28 protein-coding genes and 1 tRNA gene are annotated in these 26,949 nt (G+C 36.9%); all 29 read right to left on the reverse strand.

Features of this window, described 5'->3' with window-relative positions:
- Nucleotides 1-66: 66 nt before the first annotated feature.
- Nucleotides 67-627 (reverse strand): DNA-directed RNA polymerase subunit delta, encoded by a 561-nt coding sequence (gene rpoE / locus BZZ03_RS02560; RefSeq protein ID WP_003134001.1) that lies wholly within the window; start codon nucleotides 625-627, stop codon nucleotides 67-69.
- Nucleotides 628-752: 125 nt separating this feature from the next.
- On the reverse strand, nucleotides 753-1,265 hold the full coding sequence (locus BZZ03_RS02565; protein ID WP_003134000.1) for an adenine phosphoribosyltransferase: 513 nt from the start codon (nucleotides 1,263-1,265) through the stop codon (nucleotides 753-755).
- The gene (gene recJ, locus BZZ03_RS02570; RefSeq protein ID WP_086582354.1) at nucleotides 1,255-3,489 is read right to left on the reverse strand and encodes a single-stranded-DNA-specific exonuclease RecJ; all 2,235 of its coding nucleotides are present in this window, start codon (nucleotides 3,487-3,489) and stop codon (nucleotides 1,255-1,257) included. The genes BZZ03_RS02565 and recJ overlap by 11 nt, the downstream gene beginning before the upstream one ends.
- A 32-nt stretch (nucleotides 3,490-3,521) precedes the next feature.
- Nucleotides 3,522-4,169, reverse strand: coding sequence for an SDR family NAD(P)-dependent oxidoreductase (locus BZZ03_RS02575; RefSeq protein ID WP_086582357.1), 648 nt, complete (start codon nucleotides 4,167-4,169; stop codon nucleotides 3,522-3,524).
- Entirely contained in the window at nucleotides 4,150-5,082 is a 933-nt protein-coding gene (rnz, locus tag BZZ03_RS02580) for a ribonuclease Z (protein ID WP_086582359.1), read from the reverse strand. Before rnz ends, BZZ03_RS02575 begins: the two co-directional genes overlap by 20 nt.
- A gap of 186 nt (nucleotides 5,083-5,268) precedes the next feature.
- Nucleotides 5,269-5,340: transfer RNA gene (locus BZZ03_RS02585), tRNA-Arg, on the reverse strand.
- 51 nt (nucleotides 5,341-5,391) lie between these two features.
- A complete protein-coding gene (locus tag BZZ03_RS02590; RefSeq protein ID WP_086582361.1) occupies nucleotides 5,392-6,081 on the reverse strand; it encodes an HAD family hydrolase in 690 nt (229 codons plus the stop codon).
- A 97-nt stretch (nucleotides 6,082-6,178) separates the two neighbouring features.
- Entirely contained in the window at nucleotides 6,179-7,099 is a 921-nt protein-coding gene (locus BZZ03_RS02595) for an NAD-dependent epimerase/dehydratase family protein (protein WP_086582363.1), read from the reverse strand.
- Nucleotides 7,099-7,776, reverse strand: coding sequence for a type 1 glutamine amidotransferase domain-containing protein (locus tag BZZ03_RS02600; RefSeq protein WP_019292625.1), 678 nt, complete (start codon nucleotides 7,774-7,776; stop codon nucleotides 7,099-7,101). The genes BZZ03_RS02595 and BZZ03_RS02600 overlap by 1 nt, the downstream gene beginning before the upstream one ends.
- Nucleotides 7,773-8,105 (reverse strand): ArsR/SmtB family transcription factor, encoded by a 333-nt coding sequence (locus BZZ03_RS02605; protein ID WP_061413667.1) that lies wholly within the window; start codon nucleotides 8,103-8,105, stop codon nucleotides 7,773-7,775. Before BZZ03_RS02605 ends, BZZ03_RS02600 begins: the two co-directional genes overlap by 4 nt.
- 154 nt (nucleotides 8,106-8,259) lie before the next feature.
- Entirely contained in the window at nucleotides 8,260-9,543 is a 1,284-nt protein-coding gene (tig, locus tag BZZ03_RS02610; protein WP_019292627.1) for a trigger factor, read from the reverse strand.
- Between the two features lie 153 nt (nucleotides 9,544-9,696).
- Nucleotides 9,697-9,882 carry a DNA-directed RNA polymerase subunit beta gene (locus BZZ03_RS02615; protein WP_017370713.1) on the reverse strand — a complete coding sequence of 62 codons (186 nt, stop codon included), beginning with the start codon at nucleotides 9,880-9,882 and terminating at the stop codon, nucleotides 9,697-9,699.
- Nucleotides 9,875-11,158 (reverse strand): UDP-N-acetylglucosamine 1-carboxyvinyltransferase, encoded by a 1,284-nt coding sequence (gene murA, locus BZZ03_RS02620; protein WP_086582364.1) that lies wholly within the window; start codon nucleotides 11,156-11,158, stop codon nucleotides 9,875-9,877. Before murA ends, BZZ03_RS02615 begins: the two co-directional genes overlap by 8 nt.
- A gap of 72 nt (nucleotides 11,159-11,230) precedes the next feature.
- Nucleotides 11,231-12,019, reverse strand: a complete 789-nt coding sequence (locus BZZ03_RS02625; protein WP_086582365.1) for an inositol monophosphatase family protein — start codon at nucleotides 12,017-12,019, stop codon at nucleotides 11,231-11,233.
- Nucleotides 11,985-12,266 carry a UPF0223 family protein gene (locus BZZ03_RS02630; protein WP_086582367.1) on the reverse strand — a complete coding sequence of 94 codons (282 nt, stop codon included), beginning with the start codon at nucleotides 12,264-12,266 and terminating at the stop codon, nucleotides 11,985-11,987. Before BZZ03_RS02630 ends, BZZ03_RS02625 begins: the two co-directional genes overlap by 35 nt.
- A gap of 22 nt (nucleotides 12,267-12,288) precedes the next feature.
- Nucleotides 12,289-12,681, reverse strand: coding sequence for a transcriptional regulator Spx (gene spx, locus BZZ03_RS02635; RefSeq protein WP_003133982.1), 393 nt, complete (start codon nucleotides 12,679-12,681; stop codon nucleotides 12,289-12,291).
- Nucleotides 12,682-12,817: 136 nt separating this feature from the next.
- On the reverse strand, nucleotides 12,818-13,345 hold the full coding sequence (locus BZZ03_RS02640) for an SLOG family protein (RefSeq protein WP_029345876.1): 528 nt from the start codon (nucleotides 13,343-13,345) through the stop codon (nucleotides 12,818-12,820).
- A 378-nt stretch (nucleotides 13,346-13,723) separates the two neighbouring features.
- Nucleotides 13,724-14,860: a tyrosine-type recombinase/integrase gene (locus BZZ03_RS02645; protein ID WP_086582368.1), complete on the reverse strand. Its 1,137-nt coding sequence runs from the start codon at nucleotides 14,858-14,860 to the stop codon at nucleotides 13,724-13,726.
- Between the two features lie 41 nt (nucleotides 14,861-14,901).
- Nucleotides 14,902-15,108: a hypothetical protein gene (locus tag BZZ03_RS02650; protein ID WP_003135183.1), complete on the reverse strand. Its 207-nt coding sequence runs from the start codon at nucleotides 15,106-15,108 to the stop codon at nucleotides 14,902-14,904.
- A 128-nt stretch (nucleotides 15,109-15,236) separates the two neighbouring features.
- On the reverse strand, nucleotides 15,237-15,728 hold the full coding sequence (locus tag BZZ03_RS02655; protein ID WP_086582370.1) for an antirestriction protein ArdA: 492 nt from the start codon (nucleotides 15,726-15,728) through the stop codon (nucleotides 15,237-15,239).
- Nucleotides 15,729-15,846: 118 nt separating this feature from the next.
- The gene (locus BZZ03_RS02660) at nucleotides 15,847-16,368 is read right to left on the reverse strand and encodes an EF0163 family protein (protein WP_086582371.1); all 522 of its coding nucleotides are present in this window, start codon (nucleotides 16,366-16,368) and stop codon (nucleotides 15,847-15,849) included.
- Nucleotides 16,365-17,399, reverse strand: a complete 1,035-nt coding sequence (locus BZZ03_RS02665) for a phage tail tip lysozyme (RefSeq protein WP_086582372.1) — start codon at nucleotides 17,397-17,399, stop codon at nucleotides 16,365-16,367. The genes BZZ03_RS02660 and BZZ03_RS02665 overlap by 4 nt, the downstream gene beginning before the upstream one ends.
- A gap of 1 nt (nucleotide 17,400) precedes the next feature.
- On the reverse strand, nucleotides 17,401-19,170 hold the full coding sequence (locus BZZ03_RS02675; RefSeq protein ID WP_233128944.1) for a hypothetical protein: 1,770 nt from the start codon (nucleotides 19,168-19,170) through the stop codon (nucleotides 17,401-17,403).
- Nucleotides 19,171-19,211: 41 nt separating this feature from the next.
- On the reverse strand, nucleotides 19,212-21,713 hold the full coding sequence (locus BZZ03_RS02680) for an ATP-binding protein (protein ID WP_086582373.1): 2,502 nt from the start codon (nucleotides 21,711-21,713) through the stop codon (nucleotides 19,212-19,214).
- 20 nt (nucleotides 21,714-21,733) lie between these two features.
- Entirely contained in the window at nucleotides 21,734-22,138 is a 405-nt protein-coding gene (locus BZZ03_RS02685; RefSeq protein WP_086582374.1) for a conjugal transfer protein, read from the reverse strand.
- A 6-nt stretch (nucleotides 22,139-22,144) separates the two neighbouring features.
- On the reverse strand, nucleotides 22,145-22,366 hold the full coding sequence (locus BZZ03_RS02690) for a hypothetical protein (protein WP_014025126.1): 222 nt from the start codon (nucleotides 22,364-22,366) through the stop codon (nucleotides 22,145-22,147).
- 16 nt (nucleotides 22,367-22,382) lie between these two features.
- Nucleotides 22,383-23,003, reverse strand: a complete 621-nt coding sequence (locus tag BZZ03_RS02695; RefSeq protein WP_086582376.1) for a hypothetical protein — start codon at nucleotides 23,001-23,003, stop codon at nucleotides 22,383-22,385.
- Nucleotides 23,004-23,069: 66 nt separating this feature from the next.
- The gene (locus BZZ03_RS02700; protein ID WP_086582377.1) at nucleotides 23,070-25,871 is read right to left on the reverse strand and encodes a VaFE repeat-containing surface-anchored protein; all 2,802 of its coding nucleotides are present in this window, start codon (nucleotides 25,869-25,871) and stop codon (nucleotides 23,070-23,072) included.
- A gap of 176 nt (nucleotides 25,872-26,047) precedes the next feature.
- Nucleotides 26,048-26,949 (reverse strand): hypothetical protein (locus BZZ03_RS02705; protein WP_086582378.1); only part of this gene is annotated, 902 nt, incomplete at its 5' end.

The following is a 26,949-nucleotide window of genomic DNA, read 5'->3' on the forward strand; positions in this document are numbered from 1 at the left end:
AGTGAAGCGTAAGTTTGTTGGGTAATATTCACAAAAGCGAGGTCAGGGACCTCACTCTTTTAGATTTTAATTCTCTTCTGAGTCGCTGTCGTCATCATCGTCGTCCTCTTCATCGAGTTCAACGTCTTCATCCACGTTATCCAGTTCAACTTCAGCAAGTTCAGCATCATAAGCTTGAACCTCATCTTTTTCATCATCTGGATTCTCATCATCATAAGTCATGTCATCTGCATCGTTTCCTTTGTCGATGTGTTCATCTTCAGGATCCACCTCATCTTCGATACCGAATGCATTAACTTTTGTACGTTTTTTAGTTGTTTTTTCTTCTTCGTCGTCAATTTCATCAAGAGCAATTACTTCCTCATCGATTTCGTCGATCGCGTACCACGAGCGCAGCGCCCAAATGTTATTTCCTAATGGAATAAAGCTTCCATCTGTATTCATTTCTGTGTAAAAACGTGCAATTGTGGCTTTGATTTCATTATCAGACTTTTTCAAGTAGTCTTGAACAGCGTTCAAGATTTCTGCAAAAGCCATTTCCTTACCATTTTGTTCCAAAATTGCATGAGCAACTTCAATCATTGAAAGTTCTTCGATATTTTGTCCTTCTAATGCTTCAATTTTCAAACTTTTTTGCTCTCTTTCAGATTTTCTTTTTCTATATTATATTAAATTCGCTTCATTGTCAATATGTAAACGGATTTAAACTGTTTCATTATGTGTCGTTTTCCGTCTTACTTGGTAGGATGAAATTAATAGTGCATCAAGACCTTATAATCATAGTTGCCAAGTTTTTCACGCCCTTTAAGGTCATCCAGTTCAATAAAGAAGGCACACCCAACAACGATACCACCCAAACGCTCAATCATCTCAATAGTAGCTTTTACTGTTCCACCTGTTGCCAAGAGATCATCTACAATCAGAACACGTTGTCCTGGCTTAATAGAGTCAGCATGCATTGTCAATGTATCTGTACCATACTCTTTTTCATAGTCTGCTGAAATAACTTCACGCGGTAATTTTCCTGGTTTACGCACAGGCGCAAAACCAACACCAAGTGCAAAAGCAACAGGACATCCAACGATGAATCCACGCGCTTCTGGGCCAACGATTACATCAATTTCTTTATCGCGTGCATATTGCACAATTTCAGTAACTGCATAGTTGTAGGCATTTCCATCAGCCATAAGTGGTGAGATATCGCGGAAAACGATACCTTCTGTTGGGTAATTTTCAATCGTTGCAATGTAATCTTTAAGTTGCATGTGCATCTTCCTCTTTTAATTTTTTATAAATTTCTTTGACAGGGGATAAGGCGAAAAGTTCTTGAAAAGCAACAATTTCTTGAAGCTCTTGGTAAATATTACTTTCAGAAATATCACGCTTTTCGGCGGCTTTATTCACACTCATCATGCCATTGTCAATAGTGACAAAATTCAGTTCTTCAAATATTTGAATCATCTTTATCAGTAAAATATCGGGTATCTTCAAATAATTTGCTAAGTCTTTCAATTTAAAACGTATATCAAACTCAGGATACTGATAAATTGCTTTATAGAAGCGCGCAAACTGCTCACGCGTCCCCGCTCCCGTCAAATAATAATTTTTCTTGATTGTATTTTTGAAATAAATCAATTCAAATTCCTGCTCATGTATTAATTCCGTCAAAGCAGATAAGGCTTCCTTATCAGTTGGGGCTTCCTCAATAATAAGCACTTCTTCTATTGTACCATTTTTCACTTCATTATGGACAAAACGTATTGTATTTTTAGGCAATTCAACTTGTCGACTTCGAATATCCAGAAGCTCAACACCATTTACTCTAGCATCAGCCACCATAAGCTGAACAGTTGTTGTACCATTCCAAGTGTTGCTAGACAAGGTACCGACAAGTTCTGTATCACTTTGTTCAAATTCTAGGCTTTCAGCTCCATGCCCAAAGTAAACCGCATCTAAAGCTTGTCCATTTTGTACTAATTTAAGTTTGAGATGACTATTGTCTTTTCCCATACTACGTGCCTGCTCAACCTGATAATCCGTAAGGAGAAAATGAGGCTTCGGATTGTCCATACCATAAGGAGATAACTTTTCTAAACTTCTAATCGTCTCTAAGCTAATCTCGTCAAATTGCAAACTGCCCTGAACTTCTAGTGAACTTTTTTCTGACATATCGATATCGTTTTCTTGAATAAAGTCGAGCATCACTTGCTTGATTGCTTCCACATTCTCCAAAGCAAAAGTCATCCCAGCAGCCTGTTTGTGGCCACCAAAAGCCATAAAAAGTTCACGGTGTTCGTTGAGTGCTTCAAATATATTAAAACTTTCAATCGAACGTGCTGATCCTCGGAGAATTCCCTCTTCTTCTGCCAACATAATAATAGGTTTGTGAAATTGCTCAAGTAAACGTCCGGCAACGATACCTAAAACACCTTTATGCCAATCCTTATGATGCAGAATTTGTACGGGCTCGTCCGTTATCATTGTGAGGGCTTGATTGAAGATATTTTCTACGATTACTTTACGCTCGCTATTTTTTTCATCAATCATCTGCGCAATTTCGGCAGCCACTTCTTCATCCCAGCCTGTTAATAGTTCAATCGCTGGGTTTGGGTCATCTAAGCGCCCCAGAGCATTCAAACGAGGGGCAATTTGAAAACCAATCGTTTCCTCATTCACCTTTTCAAAATCAGTTCCTGAGAGACGCATGAGTTCCATCAAGCCTGCACGCTCAGTATTCGCTAATACTTTTAGTCCATGACTCACCAAAATACGATTTTCATCAGTAAGACTAACCATATCCGCAATTGTTCCGATTGCCACCAAATCAAGCATATCTGAAGGAATATAGTCTAAAAGAGCTGTTGCGACTTTAAAAGCTACTCCTACTCCAGCCAAATACTTAAAAGGATAGTTTGATTCTGGGTGTTCAGGATGTACAATTGCAAAAGCTTCTGGCAGTACTTCTGGCATGCTGTGATGGTCAGTTACAATAACATCAACATTTTGACTTTGTGCATAGGCGATGGCTTCATGACCAGCCACACCATTATCCACGGTAATAATCAAATCAATATCTTCATTTTGAATGAAATATTTATAGACATCAAGATTTGGCCCGTAACCATCCGTAAAGCGGTTAGGAAGATAGACCTGAACTTCCGCTCCTAATTCATCTAGAGCTGATTTCATGACGGAGCTTGCCGTCATACCATCCGCATCATAATCACCGTATATTAAGATATTTTGCCCATTTTCAATTGCAGTCAAAATTCTTTGAACGGCTTTTTCCATATCGTGCAACAAAAACGGATCATGTAATTGCTGAAGATCAGGATTCAAGTAAGCTTGAATCTCCTCTTCTGCCCTTATGCCGCGTTGCCACAAAATTTGCGCTGCCAGTGTATCTAATTTATATTTTTTACTTAACTTAAGAAACTCATCCGGTAAGTCTGACTCAGTTAACTTCCATATATATTTTGATTTAATCAAGTTTCCTCCACTTCGACTGCTTATTTGAAGATTTATTTATAATTAAAAAACCTATTTCCTATATTATCTACAAGACTTGGGAAAAGTGCACGAACTTTCGCAACGAAAGCCAGCTGGACAGGTAAGTTCAATTCTCTTTTATTTTTCCCTAAAACTTGCTCAATCTTATCCGCAACATATTCTGCACTGACCGCGTTTTCGCCCACTTTTTCCAAATAGTCCATATTGTCTTTGTGAAATTTTGTGCGGACCGGCCCTGTATTGACTGTTGTCACGATAAGATCTGGTTTTTCTAAACGTAAAGCATCAGAAAAAGCGAGAACAGCGGCTTTGGAAGCTGCATATACGGTCGATTTCGCTGTAGGTAACTTTCCTGCTATGGATGCAATATTAATTACTTGCAACTGTGGTTGCAAATCACGCGTCCGCTTAATCAGATCTAACGTATTAACCTTAAACATTTCATCAATTTGCTCATCCGATAAGTTACTTAACTCTGTGAACTCTCCAAAACCTGCATTATTAATGAGAATATCTACTTTTTCAGGCATGACTGGCTGAGGAAGCGAGCGACTGATCAAGATAAGGTTATGGTCCTCTAAACGCTGAACAAGTGCTTGTGCAATATCACCGCTAGCGCCTGTAATTACAATATTCTTTTTACTCAACTTTTTCTTCATAAAAATCTTTTGCCACATACGAATTAGGATGAACAGCTCGTGCTTCTTGCGCAAGCTGAGCCACAAGTGGGCCAACATAGCGTGCACTAATATGCGTGAGCACCAAACGCTTTACGCCTGCTTCCTGAGCAACATCTGCTGCTTGTTTTGAGGTCGAATGTCCGTGTCGGCGGGCCATTTTTGCCTCTTTTGCTTCATAAGTTGCTTCATGAACTAAAAGATCTGCCCCAACCGCTAAACGAACAGCGCTTGATGTACGTCGGGTATCTCCAAGAATAGTGACTACTTTCCCCTGCTTGTCTGCGCCAATATAGTCCTCTGGATGAAAAACTTTCCCATCATGCTCTACTGTTTCACCCTTCTTTATTTTGCCAAAGAGGGGCCCGAAAGGTAGACCTGATGCCTTCAAAGCCGCTGCATCTAGTTCTCCAGGACGATCTTTTTCGACTACACGATAGCCGAGACAAAAAATTGTATGATCTAAGGTATCAGCATATACTTCGAAGGTTTGATCTTCAAATATCTTACCAGGCGTTTCAATTTCATGAAAGTGAATCTTGTATCCAAGACGCGATCCCGACATGCGCAGAGCCGTCATCACAAAGTCTTTCAAACCTTTTGGTCCATATAATTCCAAGTCCGTATGTTCCTCATCTTTACTTGAACCTTGGAAAGAACGACTAGATAGAAAACCCGGTAGACCAAAAATATGATCGCCATGCAAATGTGTAATAAAAATCTTGGTGATTTTTCTTGGTTTAATTGATGTTTCCAAAATTTGATGTTGGGTCGCTTCGCCACAATCGAATAGCCATATTTCGTTACGTTCATCGAGTAACTTCAAAGCGATAGCCTGTGTTTTTCGCGTTCGTGATGGCTGGCCCGCGCCCGTCCCTAAAAATTGAATATCCATATCTTCCTCAATATTCTAATTATGTTCTTTCCTATCCATTATTGGAATCAAATAAAAAACATTTTCTACTTTGATGCTTGTCTCTCATAGTTTCCACCTGTTCATTAAGTCAGAAAAGAGAATATCAAAATGTAAAAAACATTGTGCTTCTCACAATGTCTTACAGCGCTCAAAATAAAAAATTTATCCGTCTGGAGGGAATCGAACCCCCATCGCAAGAACCGGAATCTTGCGTGATATCCATTACACTACAGACGGCACTGATAACTCTATCATTTTACAGGAAAATAAAGGAAATTTCAAGTTTCTTTATTTCAAAAAATCTTCAAGGAAATCTTCGATGCTTTCATAGGTTTTATCTGCGATTTCCTTATCGTCATGTCCTATATAAACAGTGGCTAAACCAAGTTTTTGTGCTGGAAGAATGTCATGTTCAAGGAGATCTCCAACCATAAGTGTTGCTTCACGATCAAAGCCTTCCTTATCTAAAATATTATAAAAAGCTGCTTGATCAGGTTTGGTTAAGCCAGTTTCGGCCGAAATATAAACTGGAAACAGATTTTCAAAGCCAAAACGTTTAATCTTTTCTCTTTGCTCTCCACTCTCCCCATTGCTTAAAATAGCAATATTATAATTTTGAGAGAGTTCTTGCATTTTAGACAATAAATTCTGATCAACTTCTATCTCTTCAAGTAAAGCTGTCAAAAAAATGTCAAAGAACAGGCGCACAAAGTTTTCTTTATAGTGAATCGCGTAGTAATCCAAGACCTGGCGCACACGCTCTTCGCGCAGCTGCTCAATCGTCATTTTCCCTTCGTGAACTAAAGGCCAGAGTTGCTCATCCACTTCACGATACTTTGCCATAAAATCATCTATAGAAAATTCATCCTGAAAATCAATCAAGTCCAAAAAAACTTTCCGGTGTGCTGTTTCCCAATATTTTTTAAAAGGAAAGAGTGTATTGTCCCAGTCAAAAATAATATTTTTTATCTCTTTCATACTTCTCAATCCCTTTCCTCTTTCTTTAAAAGTTTATCATTTTGCCTTCTGGATATCAAATGAATTAAGACGATCCATCAGGAAGTTTTTCATAAGGCTATTTCTCTAAAAGCACCTGTTTTACACCTGCTTCAAAGCTTGTTACTTCAAATTCTGGAAAATGTTTTTTAAACTTGTCTGAATTAAATACATTGTCCTCTGCATAACGCGGAAGAAGCTCTTGCAATTCTTTCGCTTTTTGGCTGAAAAGGGCCGCCAATTTGAATTGCCACATCTTAATTATTGTGTATTGAAGTTTTTTTCCTGTGATTTCTTCTGAAAGTGTAATAATGTCCTGATAAGTCAAGCTTGGTGCGCATGGCAAATGCCAAGTTTGACCATAAGCATCCGCATCATTCCCTATGAGAGCCATGGCACGGCTAGCATCGGGTGTCCAAATCAAGGTTCTCAAACGAGTAGCACTCAAGGGAATTTTTATTTTTCTATTCTCTTTAATTGCATTGAAGACCATTGTATTTGTTATACTCTGCGTCTGACCTGGGCCATAAAACTCCGGCGCGCGGCAGATTACAGCTTCGAGCGAATGGTTCTCTATCTCCTCAATTATCATTTCTGCTAACCGTGCACGTACCGTGGATTTTCTTCCCCTCGGTTCAAATTTAGTGTCTTCATATTGTATTTCCGCATTTTTAGGGTACATATAGGTATTATCAAAGAAAACCAATTTACTTTGGTGCAGCTTACAAGCGTCAATGACATTTTTCATCATCAGAGGAAATTGTTCTTCCCAAAGCTCAGAATTCATCGGTAAACCGGCTGTAAAATAAACAATCTCACTGCCAGCAATCGCTGCATGCGCTTCCTCAGCCTTCAGTAAATCAGCCGAAAACAAGCTATCTGTTGGGTTTACTTTACGTGGTTTTCTACTCACAAGCCTAATATCTTTTGTATATTTTTTAAAAAGTTCCTTGGCCAGCTCTTGACCAATCTGTCCATTACTTCCTAGTATTGTTTGCATTATGCAATCTCCTTTATAAGCATTTTAGCGACTGACCTTACAGAAAACGGATTTTGTCCCGTGATAAGTTGCCCATCTTGGAGGGCAAAATCTTTATAGAATCTTTTTTTGCACCATGTTGCCCCACGGCTTTTGGCTACCTCTTCATTGAGAAAAGGAACGATTTTTTTCTTGCCTGCAAGAACTTCTTCAGCTGTTGTAAAACCCGTTATCTTTTTCCCTGAAATGATGTATTGACCTTCTTGGTTCTTAAGATTAAGTAAACCGGCGATACCATGACAAACGGAAGTGAGATAACCACCATGCGCATAAATAGCTTGGGCGATACCTTTTATTTCTGGATTATCTGGAAAGTCCCACATCACACCGTGGCCACCTGTGAAATATATGGCACGATAGTCTTGCGAGATTACTTCCTCAGGTTTCAAAGTCTTTTTTAAAGCTCTTTCGACAAAGTCTTGCCGCTCATAAATGTTCCAAATGGCTTCATCCATATACTTCATACTCCGTGGGTCAAGTGGAACATAGCCACCATTTGGGCTAACAAAGTCATAAGCAATACCATGTTTTTGGAGTTCATCAACAAATTCTGCACTCTCGCCCAGCCAAAGCCCTGTCGCTTCATTGGTATTCTTATAACGCTTAATATTTGTTTCGACAATCAAAACTTTATTCATTTTTCTTGCTTTCCTTTCATTATCCTTGTTACTTCATCCAGAAAATGTTGTAATTTCATAATTTCTGATGTATCATGTTCAAGATAGTAAAAGTTTCTTGTTCCTTCTGAACGATAATTGACTATCTTTGCTTGTCTTAAGATTTTCAAATGATGTGAAATAGCGGGGCGCGATAAGCCTGTAGCTTCGATTAAATCTCCAACTTGTATGCCTTTGCAATCACTCTTCTCCAATAACTTAATAATAATTGCTTGTCTCTTTTCATCACCTAAGGCAATTAAAAAGTCGCTGACTTCACTTAGTTCATATTTTAAATGTTCAAATTTCATTATTACTCCTTATTGGTTTATGTTTTTAAACCAATAAACCATTATCTAACCTTAATGTCAAAAAATTGGATTGACAACCTCTTTGTTTTTTTTAAAGAAAATAAAAAAACTCACAGCACCAAAGGCTATGAGTTTTTATTTTTATATAAAATAATTATTTAACTTTAACTGAATCTGTGATTGCTTCAACAGCTTTCTTCATTGCGATATCGTGTTGGAGCATGTCAACTGGAAGAAGTTTTTCCACTTGTTCAACAGGCATGTTATATTGTGCAGCCAAGTCAGCAATCTCAGCTTTAACTTCTTCATCTGTAGTTTCGAAGTTTTCTGCTTTAGCAATTGCTTCAATAACAAGGTTTGTACGCACACGTTTACCAGCATCTTCTTGGTATTGTTCGTGCAATTGCTCTTCAGTAGTACCTGTGATTTGGAAGTACATTTCTGGAGAGATACCTTGTTGTTGCATTCCACCAAGGAATTCGTTCATTGCGCGGTGAACTTCTTCGTGAATCATTTCTTCAGGAATTTCTTTGATTTCAGCATTTGCTACAGCTGTTTCGATAGCTGCAGTTTCAACAGCATCGTTATAAGCTTCAGCTTTAGCATCTTCAAGTTCTTTACGGAATTTAGCTTTGAGCTCATCCAAAGTTTCAACTTCTTCGTCAATATCTTTTGCTAATTCATCATCAAGTTCTGGAACTTCTTTTGCTTTAACTTCGTTAACTTTAGTTGCGAATACTGCTTCTTTACCTGCAAGATCTGTAGCTTGGTAGTCTTCTGGGAAAGTTACTTTCACGTCGATTTCTTCACCAGCTGAAGTGCCAACAAGTTGTTCTTCAAAGCCAGGGATAAATTGACCTGAACCAAGTTCTAAACTGTGGTTCGCACCTTTTCCGCCTTCAAATTCAACACCATCGATAGAACCAACAAAGTCGATAACTACTGTATCTCCGTTTTCAGCTTTACCTTCTTTAACAGTCAATTCAGCAAGGTTGTTTTGTTCTTGTGTCAAACGTGCTTCAACTTCTTCATCAGCAACATCTTTAGTTGCTTCTACTGAAACTTCCAAGTTTTTGTAGTCACCAAGTTCTACTTCAGGTTTAACAGTTACTTCAGCTGTCAATTCCCAGTCAGAACCTTTTTCCATTTTAGTGACATCAATTTTTGGTTGAGCAACAGGTTCGATACCTGCTTCTTTTACAGCTGCATCATAAGCAGTTGGCAATACGGCATTCAAAGCTTCTTCGAAAAGAGCTTCTTCACCATACATGCGGTTAAACATTTGACGGCTGATTTTACCTTTACGGAAACCAGGCACTGAGATATTACCTTTTACTTTATTGAAAGCTTTGTCAAGACCGTTTTTGATTGTTTCTTGGTCGATTGAAAATGAGAGTGTACCAGTGTTAACACCAGTTTTTTCAAAACTTGCAGTCATTAATTATTTCTCCTTATTTATGAGCCTTGAGCTCAGAAATTTCATACCTTTCTAGAATAGCATAAAAACTGAGTGAATTCAACTTTTTGAACAATTATTTTTCGCGCTTTTCTTTGAGTTTAAATCAAAAAAAAAGCTTGCAAAAGCAAACTTTTATGGATTTAAACGTTGCATGACTTCTTGCCATAGGTCGCCACTAAAAACACGGGACGCTTGTCCGCCGCCTAGTACACCATAGCCTAACATCAAGCCCGCTGCACCTGCTATAAGGACAAGTACAAGAACTAAAAAGACTAATGAAAGGCGAACGCCTAATACTTTAATCGTTTTTTTAATCATCAATTTCCTCAAGTTCTGGAACACGTTCAATATCTGCTCCAAGTGATTTTAATTTTTCATGGAAGCGGTAATAACCACGATCAAGGTGACTTAATTTACGTACTGTAGTTTGACCTTGCGCAACCATACCAAGCAAAATTAATGCTGCACTTGCACGTAAATCTGTTGATTTAACTTGTGCACCTTGTAATTTTCGTGTGCCTTGGATGATGGCTGTGTTACGTGTAATATCGACAGTTAAGCCCATACGACGCATTTCTTCTAAATGTTGGAAACGATTTTCAAAAACCGTTTCAATCATTGTTGATTCACCCTTAGCGATAGCTTGAGCCGCAGTCATTTGCGATTGCATGTCTGTTGGGAAACCAGGATGTGGTAAAGTTTTTACATTTGTTGCTTTTAAGATTTCAGGACCAAGAACACGAAGTCCTTCATCTTCTTGGACAAACTCCACACCCATCTCAATCAATTTAGAAATTAAGGGACGATTGTGCTCACGAACCGCATCTTTGATTAACACATCGCCTTGTGTCATTGCCGCTGCTACCATGAAGGTTCCAGCTTCGATACGGTCTTGTACGACTGCGTGGTTAGCACCATGCATTTTTTCAACACCTTTGATAATAATTGTATCTGTACCAGCACCTTTGACATTTGCACCCATCTTATTGAGCCAATTTGCAAGGTCAACAATTTCAGGCTCGCGTGCTGCATTTTCTAAAGTTGTTGTTCCTTCTGCAAGAGTTGCAGCCATCATCAAGTTTTGTGTGGCACCTACTGATGGGAAGTCCAAATAGATATGTGCACCTCGTAGCTTTTCAGCCTTAGCTTCAATGTAACCCGCTTCTTGAGTAATTTCCGCCCCCATCAATTCAAAGCCACGCAAGTGGAGATCGATAGGACGTGAACCAATTGAGCAACCGCCGGGCATTGAGACACGAGCATGCCCGTTTCGAGCTAAAATTGGACCCATTACAACGATAGAGGCACGCATTTTACTTACAAATTCGTAGGGTGCTTTTGTTTTTACTTTAGTAGCTGCTTGTGCGTGAACCGTCTTGCTTTCTTCTGAAAACTCTAAGTCCACTCCAAGATGATCCACTAAATTGTTCATCATGTAAACATCGCTCAAGATAGGAACATTACGAAGAATAATTTCTCCCTCGCTTGGCAAAAGTGTCGCTGCAAGCAAAGGCAAAACAGCATTTTTTGCTCCTTCAATTTCTACAGTTCCTTTAAGGCGGGTATTTCCACCCTTGACAATTATTTTATCCATTTATACATTCCTATAATTTCTTTATTCTGAAAGACACCCTAAATTATAGCACAATGAATCTTTTCGTCAACTTTACAGGATTATGTCTGTCCTTTGTATTAGTTGTTCAACTAAATGTGCAGGCAGGCTATAAACGTACTGACGGTCTATAAGATTGGGTTTTGCTCCCTCAAAGGTTTTGGTCACAAAACCGAGTTTTTCGGTCAAAATACCTCCTGCGGCATAATCCCAAGGTTGTAAAAGGCTAAAATAAGCGACAGTTTTTCCTTCAAGAAGGTCCGCATAGGCCATTCCTGCACTGCCTAACATCCTTACTCCTAAAGTAGTTAAACTAAAGTCCGTTAGTTTATATAAGTTTTTACGATAAATCATTGAATTGATTGAAAGTAGACTTTTTTCAAATGCTTGCGGTTTATAGGAAAGTTTTCTATCGTTGCAAAATACTTCTTGCGCGTTATTCCAATAAAGTTTGTCCGCCATTACATCAAGAATTAATCCAAATTGGGGCTGACCTTTTTCATAATAAGCCAGCATCACAGCAAAGTTATCCTGCTGCACCACGAAATTTATCGTACCATCAATAGGATCTAAAATCCAAAAATTGTCTTGACTACGGTCAAAAGCTGCTGTATTTCGTCCGGCTTCTTCGGCTAGAATTTTATCCTGAGGATAATTCTTCCTAATTTCTTCAATGATGATTTCTTGAACCTGCTGATCAAAATTTGTCACCAAATCACTAAAATTACTTTTTTGCGAAACTTCCAAAGTTTGATGAATATTATCACGAAGAAAAGCTCCGGCTTCTCTCACCCAAGTTTTTGCTTGTTTAAGCTTTTTCAAAGCGAACAAATTGTCTTTCACTCGCTTGTACCTCCTTGACGGCACGATAAAGCGAATAACCACTGTTTTCTTCGAATTCTCGCCCCAGCTGTTTTTCTTGCATCTTGGAAGGTACAATCTTCTTGAATATTTTATAAGCCTCCAAGAATTCTTCTTTGTTCACTTTACTCTCATAAAAATTTTCCACTTGATTGAAAAAAGAGAGCACTGCAGTCATTTCAGCAGTACTCCAACTTAAATCAAGTGGATATTGATAATTAGCTTTCATTATTTCCACTCTCCTTATTCATTTAGAAGTCGTTTACGGCACGTTTCATTTCCGCACGACGATAATGACGAGGTAAGAAAGCACGAATCTCGTCTTCATTAAAACCAATTTGTAACAAACGATCATCTGTGATAATCGGACGACGTAAAAGGTTTGGATACTCTGTTACAAGATTAATCAACTCGTTAATGGTCAACTCATCAAGATCCAAAGCAAGCTTTTGAAATATTTTTGACCGAATTGAAATAATATCTTCCGTTCCGTTTTCTGTTTTTGACAAAATTTTACGTAAGTCATCATTTGTCATCGGCTGTGTCAAAATGTTGTGCTCCGTATAAGGGACACTGTGTTTGTCCAACCATGCACGTGCCTTACGGCAACTTGTACATGAAGGCGATAAGTATAAATCAACCACTTTCTTTCCCCATTCTATCTAGGCTGTAACCAATTATTAAACTTGAGCAGCGCTATTATTTGTTACTTATTATACCAAAAATTATAGATTAAAAAAAGTGCGTTTTTTTACTATTGTGTAAGAATTTGTGTCTATGTTACATATTGTTCATATCGTCACAAATTTCTTGTAAATCTTCAAATCTAATCAATTCCATATTATAATTTGATGTCTTTTGCATCCTATCCGTAATAAAATGGAGCTTAGTTTCGTTTTCTTCGTCATATAAAACTAAAGAACCATCTGAATTTTCGAGCAAAAAATCGTTATACTGACGAAATTGACTTGGATTTTCGTAATCTTCGTAAGCATATTTAACATAATCTACATCTTTAAATTCACGCAATTTTGCTTGATTCGCCTCGTTCCAGTTTTTTCCCTGCGTTTCAAAGGGAAAAATACTTGCAATATGGAACTCGTATTCTGTTTGTAATTCTTTAGAAACTTGTAATGCCCAATATTCAAAGCCTAAATTACCCGTGAAAATAACCCATTTCAATCCTTTGTCCAGATACGCTTCCAATCTTCTTTTAAAGGCTTTTTTGATAATTTTGATTTTGATATCCTTCTCATCAAAAATCCCTAAATCAAAAGCTGTGTAACCTGTAATAAGCAATGTCTTCATAACGGGTCCTTCCTTGCACAATATAAGGCATTATATTTTTTCTTTTCTTGATTATCAAAAAACATCTTTTCTCCTCGTTTATACTTTTTATACGACTTAAGCAAAAATAAAGAGCTATTTTTATTGCTGTTATTAAAATTTGAAAGTAAAGAAACTAATCGCAAACTCTACAATAAGATACCATTTTAACTGTAATAATCCAAAAGACAAATATTTTGCTATAATTACATTTTACAAGTCCGCATAACCCCTTATGCCTCCTGACTTCTCCATGTACCTATAGTCGTTAATATTGATGTTTTTTTTGTTTTTTTGAATCAATATTTGCTCTCTATCCCTACCTACTCCTTTTAATTTTGGTTAGTTTTTGGTTAGTTTTTAAAATACTATCTCGTTCATTTTCAGAAGTAAATTTTCTTGCATATTCTTTGTAACATGACTATATACCTGTAAAATCATCTTTTCATTCGAATGTCCTACACGTTCCATTATTGCTTTAATCGGGACATTCATTTCAACCAATAGAGATATATGAGAATGTCTAAGCATATGTAATGTATAATGTCTTTCACCTAAAACATTCGTACAAGCTTCTTTAAATACAACTGACAATGTATTTCTGTCTAATGTTTGTCCTTGATTTCCCACAAAGATAAATTCTTCATCTTTACAATGGTCAGCTAAAATATTGATGATTTCTAATGCTCTGTTATTTAAACTCACACTTCTGTATGAATGACCTGTCTTTGGAGACAATAATTGTCGCTTCTTCGCTGATACCCCATTCGTATTTAAAGTATGCTTAACCTGAATAAGTTGTTTTTCCGGATTAAAATCTTCCCAACGTAAAGCCAATAATTCTCCTGTACGAAGTCCTGTTAAAAACAGGAACTCATAAATCAAAGCTTTCCTAAAATGTACTTTATTTTTATATAAAAAATCAAGAACTTTTCTAATTTCTTCACGTTCTAAAAATTTATTTTGTTTCTTCATAATCTGTTCATAAGATAATTTTATTCTTGGTAAAACCACATTATCCATTGGATTATCGTTCCTATATGCAACTTTCTTTGCATAAGAGAACAACAAATTATAGTATGTTTTTCGTAATATGCGTGTAGTGGGGGCTAAATTTTGCTTTAAAATAAAATTTTGAATTTGCATACCAGTAATTTTTGAAATTTTTTCTGTGCCAAACTCTCTCAAAAATTTTTTAAAGGCATTTTTTTCCACATTAATAGAAGAAAATTTTAACTCTTCATCACGAATAATACGCCATTCATTAAAAACTTCTTGAACTGTAAGTTCCTGTTTTTCTTTGAACATTTCTTTTTCTTCCAGTCTTTCTTTTAATTTTTTTTCGATTTTTTGAGAAAGTCTGTTTTTTGCTTCCGCTTGAGAAGCTCGGCTTTTTGAGTTCATTGTTACTGTAACTTGTCGCCATTTTCCTTGATTTTTATCAAAGTATTTTTCAAAATAGCGGTATTTTCCACTTGATAATTTTTTATAAAACATTTTTCTCCTTGCTTGCAAGCAAGAAAATGTGTGCGTACTTATTATAACATTTTCTTGTTTTGCTTTTCTTTATATTTCATGAACTGATAATATCCAGATAAACTAATCCGCCGTAAATCCCGGCTTGGCTCTAAGATATACTTTGAATATTCTGTTCTTGACATTTCAGTTAAATGTTTCTCTACCGTTTTTACAGACCATTGAAAAATAGTCGCAAGCTGGTATTTTGTTTTTAAATCTACTAACATATTCCCTCCATTAATCACAATTCAATAATTGACCATAATAAAAAAATAAGGACAAGATTTCTCTCGCCCTTAATATTCACCGATTTTATTTTTACATTGCAGCAATTATCACTGCCTAAACTAATTTCTTAAATGTTACGTACATAGCCATGTGATGTTTGAGAATAATCACTTATTGCCAAATCACGACCATAAGCTGCATAGTTGAAATACTGTTCTAAAGTTGCTTGGCTTAGAGTTTCTACCCCTCCCATTTGTGCAACCAATTCTGCTGCTAAATCTTCATCATCTTCAGCTTCTACAAATTCCAAGTCATCTTTACAAGAAATAATATCATCTATTGAATATATTTCCAGAAATTCTTTGAGATGGTCTAAATCTGAGATTTCTTCTAGTTTTTCCGCATAATCATTAAGTTCACTAATAGAAGAGTATTCGCCTACTGAAAATCCATAAAAATTTTCGAAATCATGAATTGCATATTCTTCCCCATGCTCTGGATCAAGTTGCAATTCTCGTTCAACTCTTCCCATATCAACTGGCAGTTCGTACCACTTGCCCTTTGTATTACCATTATTGTAGCTACTTAAGTTTACAATATATATTTTTGGTGTTTCCATATCTTCTCCTTTAAAACAAAAAAAGACTTGTTCCACGACAAGTCTTTACTTCTTAATTTTTATATGAAATGAACCTCATGATTCATCTCTTATTCTATTTGTACTCAAAATATCCTCCTCAACTCATTAATGGAAAATCAACACTAGAGATTAAGTACTGATTGCTTTTTTGCTCCACATTTATTTTTAATACCTGTGGTGTCACTTGATTACCATTAAGTGAATAAGTAACCAAAGCTAAATATTGTCCTTCGTCTCCCTCATAAACATCTGAAGAAATGATGGATGATTCCATTTTTAGTTCTTTTTCCACTTTAACTAAGTGCAGCTTCTTCTGAACCTCTGAAGTGCAAAAAACTTTCGTCAATTCATTACGCTTGTTTTCTGAATCATAATTGTAATAGCTGTCAAGAAATTCTCCGACTACATCTTTTGCTTTTGCTGCTTCAAATTTATCTTCAGAATTTGATGTACTTTTGGAAGGCTTATTCGATTCCACTTTTTCATCTGAAGATGATTTTTTTATTTGTTGTGAAGATGAAACTTCTACTTTATCTGGCTTAACAATTTCATCATTGCTACAAGCTGAAAGTAACAATAATGAAGAAACTCCAAATATTAATAAATTTACTTTTTTCACTTTTTATCTCCTTGTGGTGGTATGGCAATACTTGTGATACTGTCATCCCATGTTCTATCCATTTTCTGAACAATTTGTACACCACCTACATTTTGCTCATAGGTTGTAAAACTATTTCCTTTTACTGTACTGATGACACCAGTATGACCATAAGGATTCTCCCTGGCCGAACCTGCAACTGGTCCAAAGCCCCAATTGACAACCGCACCTGCTACAAGCTCACTCGCTTTTGGTTTCATAATGACCTTCCAACCGTGAGATGTAAATGCACTAAAATTGTCTGAACCAATATTAAAGGCACACAACCCTTGAAGATGAAAACCGCTAATACTATTCACATAGTAATCCGATAAAGCATAACATTGTCCTGTACCTACCTTTTGACCAAGTACATCGTTAAGGAGCTTTATATCTCCTCCTGAAGAAGCTGAACCATTAAAGTAGGCATACCATTGATTCGCTAACTGGGAAATCATCTCCAAATTTGTTTGCCCATCTGATAGGCTAACACCTTCATAGTAAAGCGACCAATCTTTGGCTGCCTGTACAGGGTCTTTGGTTTTACTTAACAAAGTTTTTACTTTTGAATAAGAACCATTTAGCTCTTTATCCATAAGTTTAAATTCATTCTCAAGTGTCAATGTAGACAAGTCCATCCCTTGAATTGAACCTTCTGAATGAATTCGGTCTCCATTAATAAAGCTCCCCCATCCAGACCATTGAAAAAGACCTGCAACACCTCCTGCAGGATTGATAGCTTGTGGGTCAAACATACTTTCACGCTGACCAACCGCAAGCGCACCTGAAGCACCTGCCGAAGTAAACTTGTGTTCTTTCATCAAGTGCTGATACGTTTTTGTCGCCACTTCAAGGGCTTGACCTGTGACTGGTGGTGTACCATTTCCAGAAATATCAGGTAGCTCTTCTTGACTTCCAATACTTAACATTGAACTAAACAATACTAGTATCAGTCCAAAGAAAATAAATGCAGAAGTAAGAACTCCTGCAATAAGTAACCCTATTTTCTTCATGCTATACCCTCACTTCTTGGAGATCATGGCTCGCTTCTTCCCAACTGATTAAATCTTTTTCATCAATCACTACCTCATCATTAACAGGTGTTTCTTCCATCGCAAATGATGTTTCAACAAGGGAATCATCTTGTAAATTCTGAACATCCACTGGTTCATCTGTTTCTTCTGTTTCAAGCGTTTCAATGGTTTGATTCTCTTCAGAAATAAAGTTTTCTGTATGCTCTGGTTCTAAACTATCCACTTCATCTGGGAACATTTCTGCTTCAGAGGACACTTCAATCTCTTGACTTTCTTCTGAAGGAATTTCATCCACTTGCATATTTTCTGAAGTTTCTTCTTTGTTTTCTTCAATTTCTGGTTCGGATACTTCTTCAGAACGTTGCTCTTTCATATCTTGGAAACGATTAAAGCCATTCGTCATATTAGGCGCAACCATTGAAGCTCCATCAACAATAAGAGCTGGATTTTCCGTCGCAACACCAGTTGCTATTTTAGCACCGCCCTCAGCATTCTTTTTGAAACCACGTTTAAACTGCTCCCACTCCATCTTCATCTGAGAAAATTCCGCATTTCCTGCAGCCATATTCGTACCTGAAATCTTTTGAGAAATCCCTGAACGATTTTTCCATAATACAATCATGAATACTATTTTCAAGATAAAAACTACTGGTAAAAATATAAGGAACTCAATACTTCCTAATCCTGATACTGCAGCTTCTAAATTTGTTTGCGGTTTACCGATAATCAAACTTAACACTCCATAATCAATTTGTGTCATTAGGAAGAAGAGAAAGCCAAGCATAACACTTAAAATAGACGGTGCAACCAATAAACCAAGCGTTGTTTTTATTGTCGTAAAGAAGGCATTTCTAAACCACGAAATAAAGCTCAATAAAGCGCTCAATGGTATCAGGATAATAAACACACAAACTAAAAGAGAAAGAGCCGATATAGTAGAATTTACTGCAATTATAGGAACAGAATATATCCATAAATTCATACCACCCATAACGCCTGCAGCAATTTGAAAACCAAGTTGTTTGCCATCATTTTTAAGGTAGGGATTACCTTTCGCACCCTTTGCAAGCTTATCTACATAGTCTTGCCCTCCGCTGCCTTTTGCTTTATCATAGTCAAATGTTTTTCCTGTTTCAGAATCGACTACACCGGCAGGATTACCTGTATTAATAAAGTTTGCGGTTGGTTTAACCACATAATTCTCAATAAAATCACCTGACTGTTCCGCATTCGAAAATCCAGTCATACCATTGTTAATCTCTTTTTTAGCTGTATCCGCAACACTGGTTACTGTGTCAAATAGGATTTGTCCACCCATTTCAGTTTTAAACTGTCCATTTGGCGTTCTTACTGTAAAATTTCCAAAAAAGAAAAACATAGTCGCAACAACTGCCATCAGATGAATGAACGACCGCATAAAATTGCCCTTACCATTAGTGTATTGGTAAAACAGATAAAAACCTGTAATCGCTAGTAACATCCCTGCTCCTGAAGCCTGTGCTATTGTTCCATTTGAACCACCAATAAACCCTAGAAAGATTGTTTTAGCATTGTTTATCATAGTGACTTGAACAGATTTCAAGGATCCCGAAATGTTAAGAAGATTTGTAAGAAAGCTAACAATAAGCGCCTGAATTTGGAAAAGCTGAAACGGCATACCAATGATTATACCTGAGATGAAATTCCAAAACATAGGAACTGGTTCAACGATTTTACCATGTACAGTTTCATGATAAATTCCATAGTTCATTATGCTTTTATATAAGACACTAAAATTCATAATTTCACCTCCTAACGTTTTTGGTATTGTTTTTCTAACTGAGATTGTTCTGAATCATTATTAGGCGCAAATAATTCTAACCACGCTTCAGGGATTTCAATTGAAATACGGTTGATATTGCCAAAGACGTCTAAATATACACATTGTCCTTGATTCATGTTCCGAATCCATTGGATATTGGTTTCACTGACTTCTAGTTTCAAGATACGTAGAATTTGTTCTTCTTCTCCATCCTCATAGAAACAAAAACGTTCACCTGCGCCTGTGGTATCGTTCGAATCTTTCACATCATTGACCGACTGTGAAATAAGAACGAGCTTATTATTCTGGGAACGACCGACACGTTTCATAGACTTGATGATTCGTTTTCCTTCCTTTGAAGTCATAATCACCCAAACTTCATCCATAAATTCAACCGTTTCTTCTTGGTCATTCATTGAACCAAATCGTTTACAGAATGTACCTAAAGCCATCATCAAAGCAACAGAATTACGTTCTTCTTCTGAAAGTTCATCATCTGAACCTGATTCAGGAAGTTCTAAGTCCGCAATTTCTAAAAGTGTGGCATGTTCTTCAAAAGAAATCCCTTCAACATTACCGTAAGAAAAAGCTAAAGATAAAATAGAACCTTCGACTGCTTCAAAAAGATATTCCCCTGCAGCTTGTACAGCTTCATTTTTTGAATCTCTCAAAATATCAATCACGTGCATAAAGCCAACTGTTTTACCTTCAATTTTACGTTTCACAACTGCCTTTACAGCTTTAGAAATAGCTGTTGTTTCTTCTTTCTTCCAAGTACCCTCTCCTAAATACTTAAGCATGGTTTTAGCCACTGTCAAAGCATCTTCTGGATTCAAAAACACGATAGGGTCAAGAACACCTTCATTTTCTGGTTTTTGATAATCAAGTGTTACAAAGTTAATGCTATCAATTACCGCTGCCAGTTCTGGATTTTTCTTACGCCATACTGGATTTTGCGATACACTCAGCCACTGTGCCCTAATGTTGTGTTTAGGGTCAATATAAAGTGTCTTAATTTTAGAGTGTACATTTTGTAAGAATTGATTTTGTGCAAGAATTGTCTTCCCAGAACCTGTCATACCTGTGATTGTCGTTAAAAGATTTTTAGTCACCTTTCCTGCAATCCCCTCTTTATTGGCAAGCATAGGGTTATAGAGGACAATATTTCTTGAAGCATGAATAGCTTGGTTTAAATCTTTCCACTTGTGATAATTTGTATCTACTCGTCCTAAAGGAAAACCTGAATCCGACCCACTTTTTGTTGTCGTAAAAGGTAAGTGTTGAGAAAAACCTGCAGAATCTGAAGAGTGATACCAAAAACGTGTCGTTCGGTCTAATTTTGCGCCATAAAGTAACGATTGGAAAAGATAAGCTTGATCCATACGTGCTCGTTCCAATACAAATTTATTTTCAAACGCACTGATGGCTGTTTTTACACGACTTCTTAATTGTTCACGGCTTGAAGCTGCGATAAATAAAAAAGCGCCATATTCAATAATAGGCTCTTTCGCTTGAACTTTTTTTGCCATATCGTTTAAACCTTTACGCCCAATAATAATACGGTCGTGCATAACGTTTCCTGTATTTGCAGTTTCACGCATAATCGTTTTGGAACGCACTAAACTTTGGCTCATTTTAGATTTATAACCGAATGAGCTTTTCATATCAGGAAAATGGGCTTTTATTTTTAAGCCAATAGGGAAGTTGAAAGACTGCACAACTTCACCAATATGATTATTGCTCAAAAGTCCATTTGACTTTCCAATAGGTAATATAGTGAGATAGCTTGTACCATAAGGACTTACAAACTGTAACTCTCCCATATTATTCGCATAAATCATGGTATCTGTAATATTGTTAATCGTACGTGATTCTAAAACATCCTTATACAAATGTGGAATGTAAGGCAGGAACTGCAGCTTTTGATAATAGTAGGTTTGGTCATCAGATAAAGGTACAGGTTTTAATGGTGAAAGAGTTTGTCTCAATTCCATTTCTGCATGATACCAATTTTCTGCCCAATCTTCTCCCACCTGAACATATCGTCCAAAAGCGTTCATCAACGCTGCAGTTTGTCTTGTGATTGCATTTTTCACAAGTTCTTTGAAAGACATATCTTTCATTTCTTTAGAGATATAGACCCCTAGCAACCAAAAATACTTATAAGGGATTTCCATCTCTTTTGTATAACGTTCTGTTATTTCTTTAAGATAAACTTCTCCAGATTTTTTATTTTCAGATACAAAAGTTTTTGCAAGGTCTGACATTTTTTCTTCCAAAAGAAAATCACGTGATACTAAAGAAAGTTCAAAATAGACGTTAGGTATAAGTTTTCTTACCACTTTTTCTATTGTTTCCTTTGTTTCTTTCTTTTTCTTGAAATTAATCGGAGAAGAAGAAAAGTAAGGGATCGTGTAAAAAGCCATTACTTCTCTTTCTTTGGTTAATACTAAATTCTCCTTATATTGTTCAATTGGGTAACTAAGTTTCATATTCCTCTTTCTAGCTCTATTTAAAGCATAACTTTTTCAAATACAATATTTTCTTGCACTTCTTCCCTCCGTTCTACAGCATAAATACAACGTTTATCAAAACCAAAATTTTTAATAAAGCGAAACACACCATAAATATAGTAGTGCATTTTTTTACCGTCAGGCTCTTTTTCTACATAAGATTTACCTATAAACCAAGGTAATATTGTACACAAAGCAACAGGTACAAAAGGAACGTATCTAAGAACTGGAAGTAGCGGATGAATAAAAAGAAAAACCGCAACTGCGCTCAATGCTGTAACCCCTAAAAAAGGCACAGATAAGGGTGTCTGGAAAGTCCAATAGACTTTACCTCGCAGTCTGATTTCTTGAATCCAATAAGGTGTTTCTAAACCTATCGCATAATCATAATGTTGTTTTTCCATAGGCAATCACGCAATATTTACGCCAAAGACTTTTAGGATAGCTGTGATAAAGTCCCACATAATGGCAAATATATCTTTCCCTGTGAACAACGCCCACATAATACCACCAATAGCAAGAACAGAGATGATTTCCACCCATGCACCATTTTTCCAATGTTTAAAAATCATAATCCCTGCAATAACAGCAAGTAGAACAACAAATCCTGCCTTAATATCATCAAAATTCATATTTTAATCCAACTTTCTATTTTTTATTTTGAGAGGGTTGTGTTTTAGCTTTAGGAGTTGAAGCCTTCTTCTCCGTACTTTTTGAAGTGGATTCTGACTTTTTATTTCCATTTTCTAAAACTTTCACACGCTCTAATAACTTTTCATTTTCCTTTGATAAGGTTTTTTGATTTTCACCTAAGGTTTGAGTAGTTTCGTTAACTTTTTGTGTCAAATCAGTAACTTGAACATTGGCATTGTAAGCGGAGTAACCCAATCCTGCAAATAAACCAATAATCAGGATAACAACGAGTCGGTAAATACGCAGTGCTTTACCTTCTTTTACTGTTTTAGTTTTGGGAATTTCAGGTTCTTTGGGCTTTTTCTCATATTTTTTTAAACCAGAGAAAAATCCCTTAAAAATACTTTGTTTCCCTGCCCCTCCTTCTTTACCTGTCGCACCAGTTGTTATCAGTTCTTCAGGTATCACAGGCTCTAATTTTCCTCCTGCTTCATCAAAAACCAAAAGTAGCAAATCTTTTTCTTCAGATGTTAACTCTGCAGCGATACTTTTGACTTCAATTTTTTGATTTTGAGCAAAAAAAAGGAGCGCTTCTCTATCCACGCCCAATTCTCTTGCCAGTTCATAAATTTTCAAATGTTACCTCCATATTTTTTTACTCCACCATCCCACCACTTCACCGATTCTTACGGTCAATATTTATTATTTTTTATCTTTGTTAAAGAAGGCTTTAATTTTATCACGACGAGCTACTCCCAATGCTACAAGGATTGCACCAATACCTACTAAGCTCCAAACAGCTTTTTCTTCACCTGTTGAAGGGAGAATATTCTTTGGATTGTCTGGAGTTTTTGGTGTTTCTTTTTTAGGTGTTTCAGGTTTCTTCACTGTAAATGTTTCCTTTTCATCATCTTTGTTATGATGAGAGATCAGTGACGGTTCTTCTTCATTTGGTTTCTCACCATGCCATGCGTCCTCATAGAAGGTAATCTTATGCCCTGCATATTTCTTCGCATCTACTTTGACAGGAACTTCCACAGTACCTGAAGTATCTTCTGCCTTGAAGGTCAAACTACCGTCTACATCAATTACTTTTTTCAAGTTATGGTCATAAGCTTGTGTGATTTTAACCGTGTAAGTATCGCCTTTAACCAAGCCTTCATAGAAGAATTTATCCGTCACTGTTGTTGTTTCAGGTGTAATTTCCTTATCCTGAACTTCTGTATGGCCGTCTGCTTCATCTACTTTGACCGTTTGAGAAGGATTGTCTTTGTAGTTGTTTTCTTCAACGACCTTATTTCCTTCTTCATCTGTGACAAGTTCAGTGACGGTATAGTCCTTGTTTTGGTCTTTCATCGTATTAATGACTGGGAAATCCAACTGAACTGTGGCACTACCATTTTCATCCGTTGTAAATTTCTTTTCGGCAGTAATAGATTTACCTTTATCATCTTTTACTTCTTTACCTGAGTCTTTGTAAACAACTTTACCTTTGAGGTTGAGTTCTTTAGAAGCAGGGAGGTTTGACATTTGAGCCATATCTGTCACTTGTGCCTGACCTACACCAAGGGTCTTATCGCCATCTGCCTTGTCCTTAGCAGTAGTCGTAATGGTTGGTGTTGGTTTTTCTTCTGGCTTGTCTGTAAACGTACCTAGGTTCAAGTTGAACATGATATTGTTATCTGTCATGTGTGACACATCAACATCATTTGTAGAGATAATTTGACCTGTGACTGTATCTTTAAAGACAAACGTATAACTTGTAATGTTACCGTCCTTATCACGATTAGTTGTGTGTGTAACTGTAAATGGATTAATCGGTTGTAAGCCGTCTGGTGTTTCAACTTCTGTAAACTCATGATCCCCGAAAGTAAGTAAATCTTTGAAATCTACGACACCATTGGTTGTAATCCCTGTGCTAGGGTCAGTGACTGCTTTAGAAGTCACTCTTACAGGCTCACCTTTTGTGCCATTAATTGGTTTGCCTTCAAAGACTGCACCATTCAATCCAGTAAGTGAACCATTGACATCTTGTGCTTTTGACCAAACCACTCCAAACTTACCCACACGGTCTTTGGCTGTGGCTTCTTCAACATAGTTTTTTGTGACTGAGTTGTATTTGTCTTTTTCATCAAATTCAACATCATATTTTTTCGTTGACAGCTCATAGCCTTCTGGTGCTTTTGTTTCTTGCCAGTAAACTTTATCTGAGAAGTTCAGATTTTTAAGTTTTACCCCTTTAGAAACATCTGTCATACGAAGGACAATATTATCACCTGCGACTTTTTCGCCTGCGACTGCAGTAATTGGATAGCCTTCATTGCCATCTTTCCAAGTTACAGGCTTCCCAGTCGATTTATAGAAAAGCCCCCATTCAGAATTTTCAAGATGTGCAGCACCTTGTGTTTCAGTAGAGCCTGTATCGGCATCTTGTTTCAGAAGCGTTGCTTCACCAAGACCGATAGTTTTAACTTTTAAATTCCCTCCCAAAGTTGCTGGGTCAGATGTTGCAAAAAGTGTTTGTCCCACGGTACTGTCTGGATTAATTGTGCCGTAAATGTAACTCGGTTGAAAATCTCTATTGAGATTATTCCAAAGCTCTACACTACCCTCTTTACCAATTGCTTTTGGAGTAGCTGAAACCTCAAGACTATTCCCTTTACGTGTCGCAGTCAATCCTTCACTTGGATTGATATTATCAAATGGAAGTCCATAGCCACCTGCATTTCCTGCAACAACTCCTGCCTTATCTGTGGCAGTTGCACTTGAACCTGCAATAACTGTCAAAGGATTAGGGTTAAAATCTGGATTTTTAGAGCTTGCGACTGCTTGCTTAAGAATAACTGTCGCATGTTCAATGACCTTATTAATATCCGCACCTGTAGACTCTAAACCTGTAATTTTATGCCCACCAACAACGTTATTCAATTTTGAAGTGTCAACTTCTGAAACTTTAGAAAGCAACCCTGAAACTTCATTTTGACCTGCTTCAACGAGCCACATGGCAAACTGTGTCGCAAGGTTAATGTTTTTATCAGCTTCCGCATTATTCACTTCACCAATGTAAGTAATGTTATTAATGAGATTACGTTGATACTCTGTCATCTCATTCCATAATTTATAGACAGCTTCATTTTGACCTGCTTTAGTCGCATAAGCACCATTAAAGACATCTACAAAGGGTTCTAAACAGAACGTTGTCGCACCATTAACTTCCATGAAGTTTGCGGAAGCTTCATGCCCATTCGACCATTTAACCGTACCAGTACCTGAGAATTTATAGTTAACTGGTCCTTTATCAGGAAGTGAAATCGAACGTGCAGGGCTTGAAAATGGACTGATATTTAAAACATCTGCTTGTGCAAGACCTGCAAGAGAGCCACCTACTGTTAGAACAAGCATAGACATTGTGACCATATGCTTCCCTCTTTTATGCATACAGAAACGCGTATTTTTTTCTTCTGTGAGAGCTTTTTGTAATTTTTTCTTTTTGAATTTCGACATCATTTTCTCCTGTTTTTTCTTTTTTATTCTGCGCAAAACAAAAAAGCGTGATTTTTCACGCTTTATATTAGTTATTAAATTGTTATCTCCCACATTCTAAAATCCTTTTTACGCCTTGATTGAGGGCTGAATATAAAAAAACGACAGTTTCATAAGAAACTACCGCTTTTTTGTATTTAATACGCACCAGCAGACCATCCACCACTTGTCGCATTAGCATTAAGCCAATCTGCAGCTGCACGACCTGCTTCAGCCAAAGAACTAAATCCTCCCTGTGACCAAACAATTTGTCCTTCTTTATTTCTTACCCAACCAGTAAATGTCTCTGCAGGAGGAGGTGTTACAGTTCCACCCCCATTATTCCCTGAATTTCCACCGCCTATTGGTGGTGTAACAGTATTACCTCCACCTGTGCTTGGTGGATTAGGGTTAGAAGTGTTTCCACTTCCTGAATTGCCACCACCTGTAGGAGCTTGTGGAGTTTGAGGTGTAGGCTGATAAGCATTAACATTATCATTTGTAGCTGTATCATTATTTACAGGAGCAGGATCAGTCACAACTGAATTTTCAGCTTGTGATTGATTTACTTCTGAAGCATTACTTTTTGCTGTCTGATTTGAATTATCTACAGCTTTTGCAGTCTGAGCTGATTTTTTAGCTTCTTCTGCTTTTTTGGCTTTATCCGCTTGTGCTTTTGAAATTGAAATATCTTTAGTCAGTTTCGCTTTCAAAGTTTTACTATAATCAGAAGTCAATTTTGATACAGCAGTTTGTGCTTTTTTCAATTTATCTGCGTTTGTAGCATTTTTTTGATAATCTGCGACTGCTTTTTTAGCTTCAGTTTCAAGTTTTACACGATTTTTAATCCCGTCTAATTCTTTCGTCAATTGTTGAGCTGCTTTATCATCTTTTACCTGAGAGATAGCTTTTTTCGCAAGTTCTAAATTATTTGCACTAGGATTTTTTTGTGCTTCAGCAAGACTTGCTTTAGCTTTTATCAATAATTCTTTATCTGCTTGTTTTGCATTTTCAATCGCTTGTTTTTTCTCTTTCTCCTGTTGGACTTGTTTAGCCTTTT

The organism is Lactococcus petauri (genome assembly GCF_002154895.1).
GTDB lineage: Bacteria > Bacillota > Bacilli > Lactobacillales > Streptococcaceae > Lactococcus > Lactococcus petauri.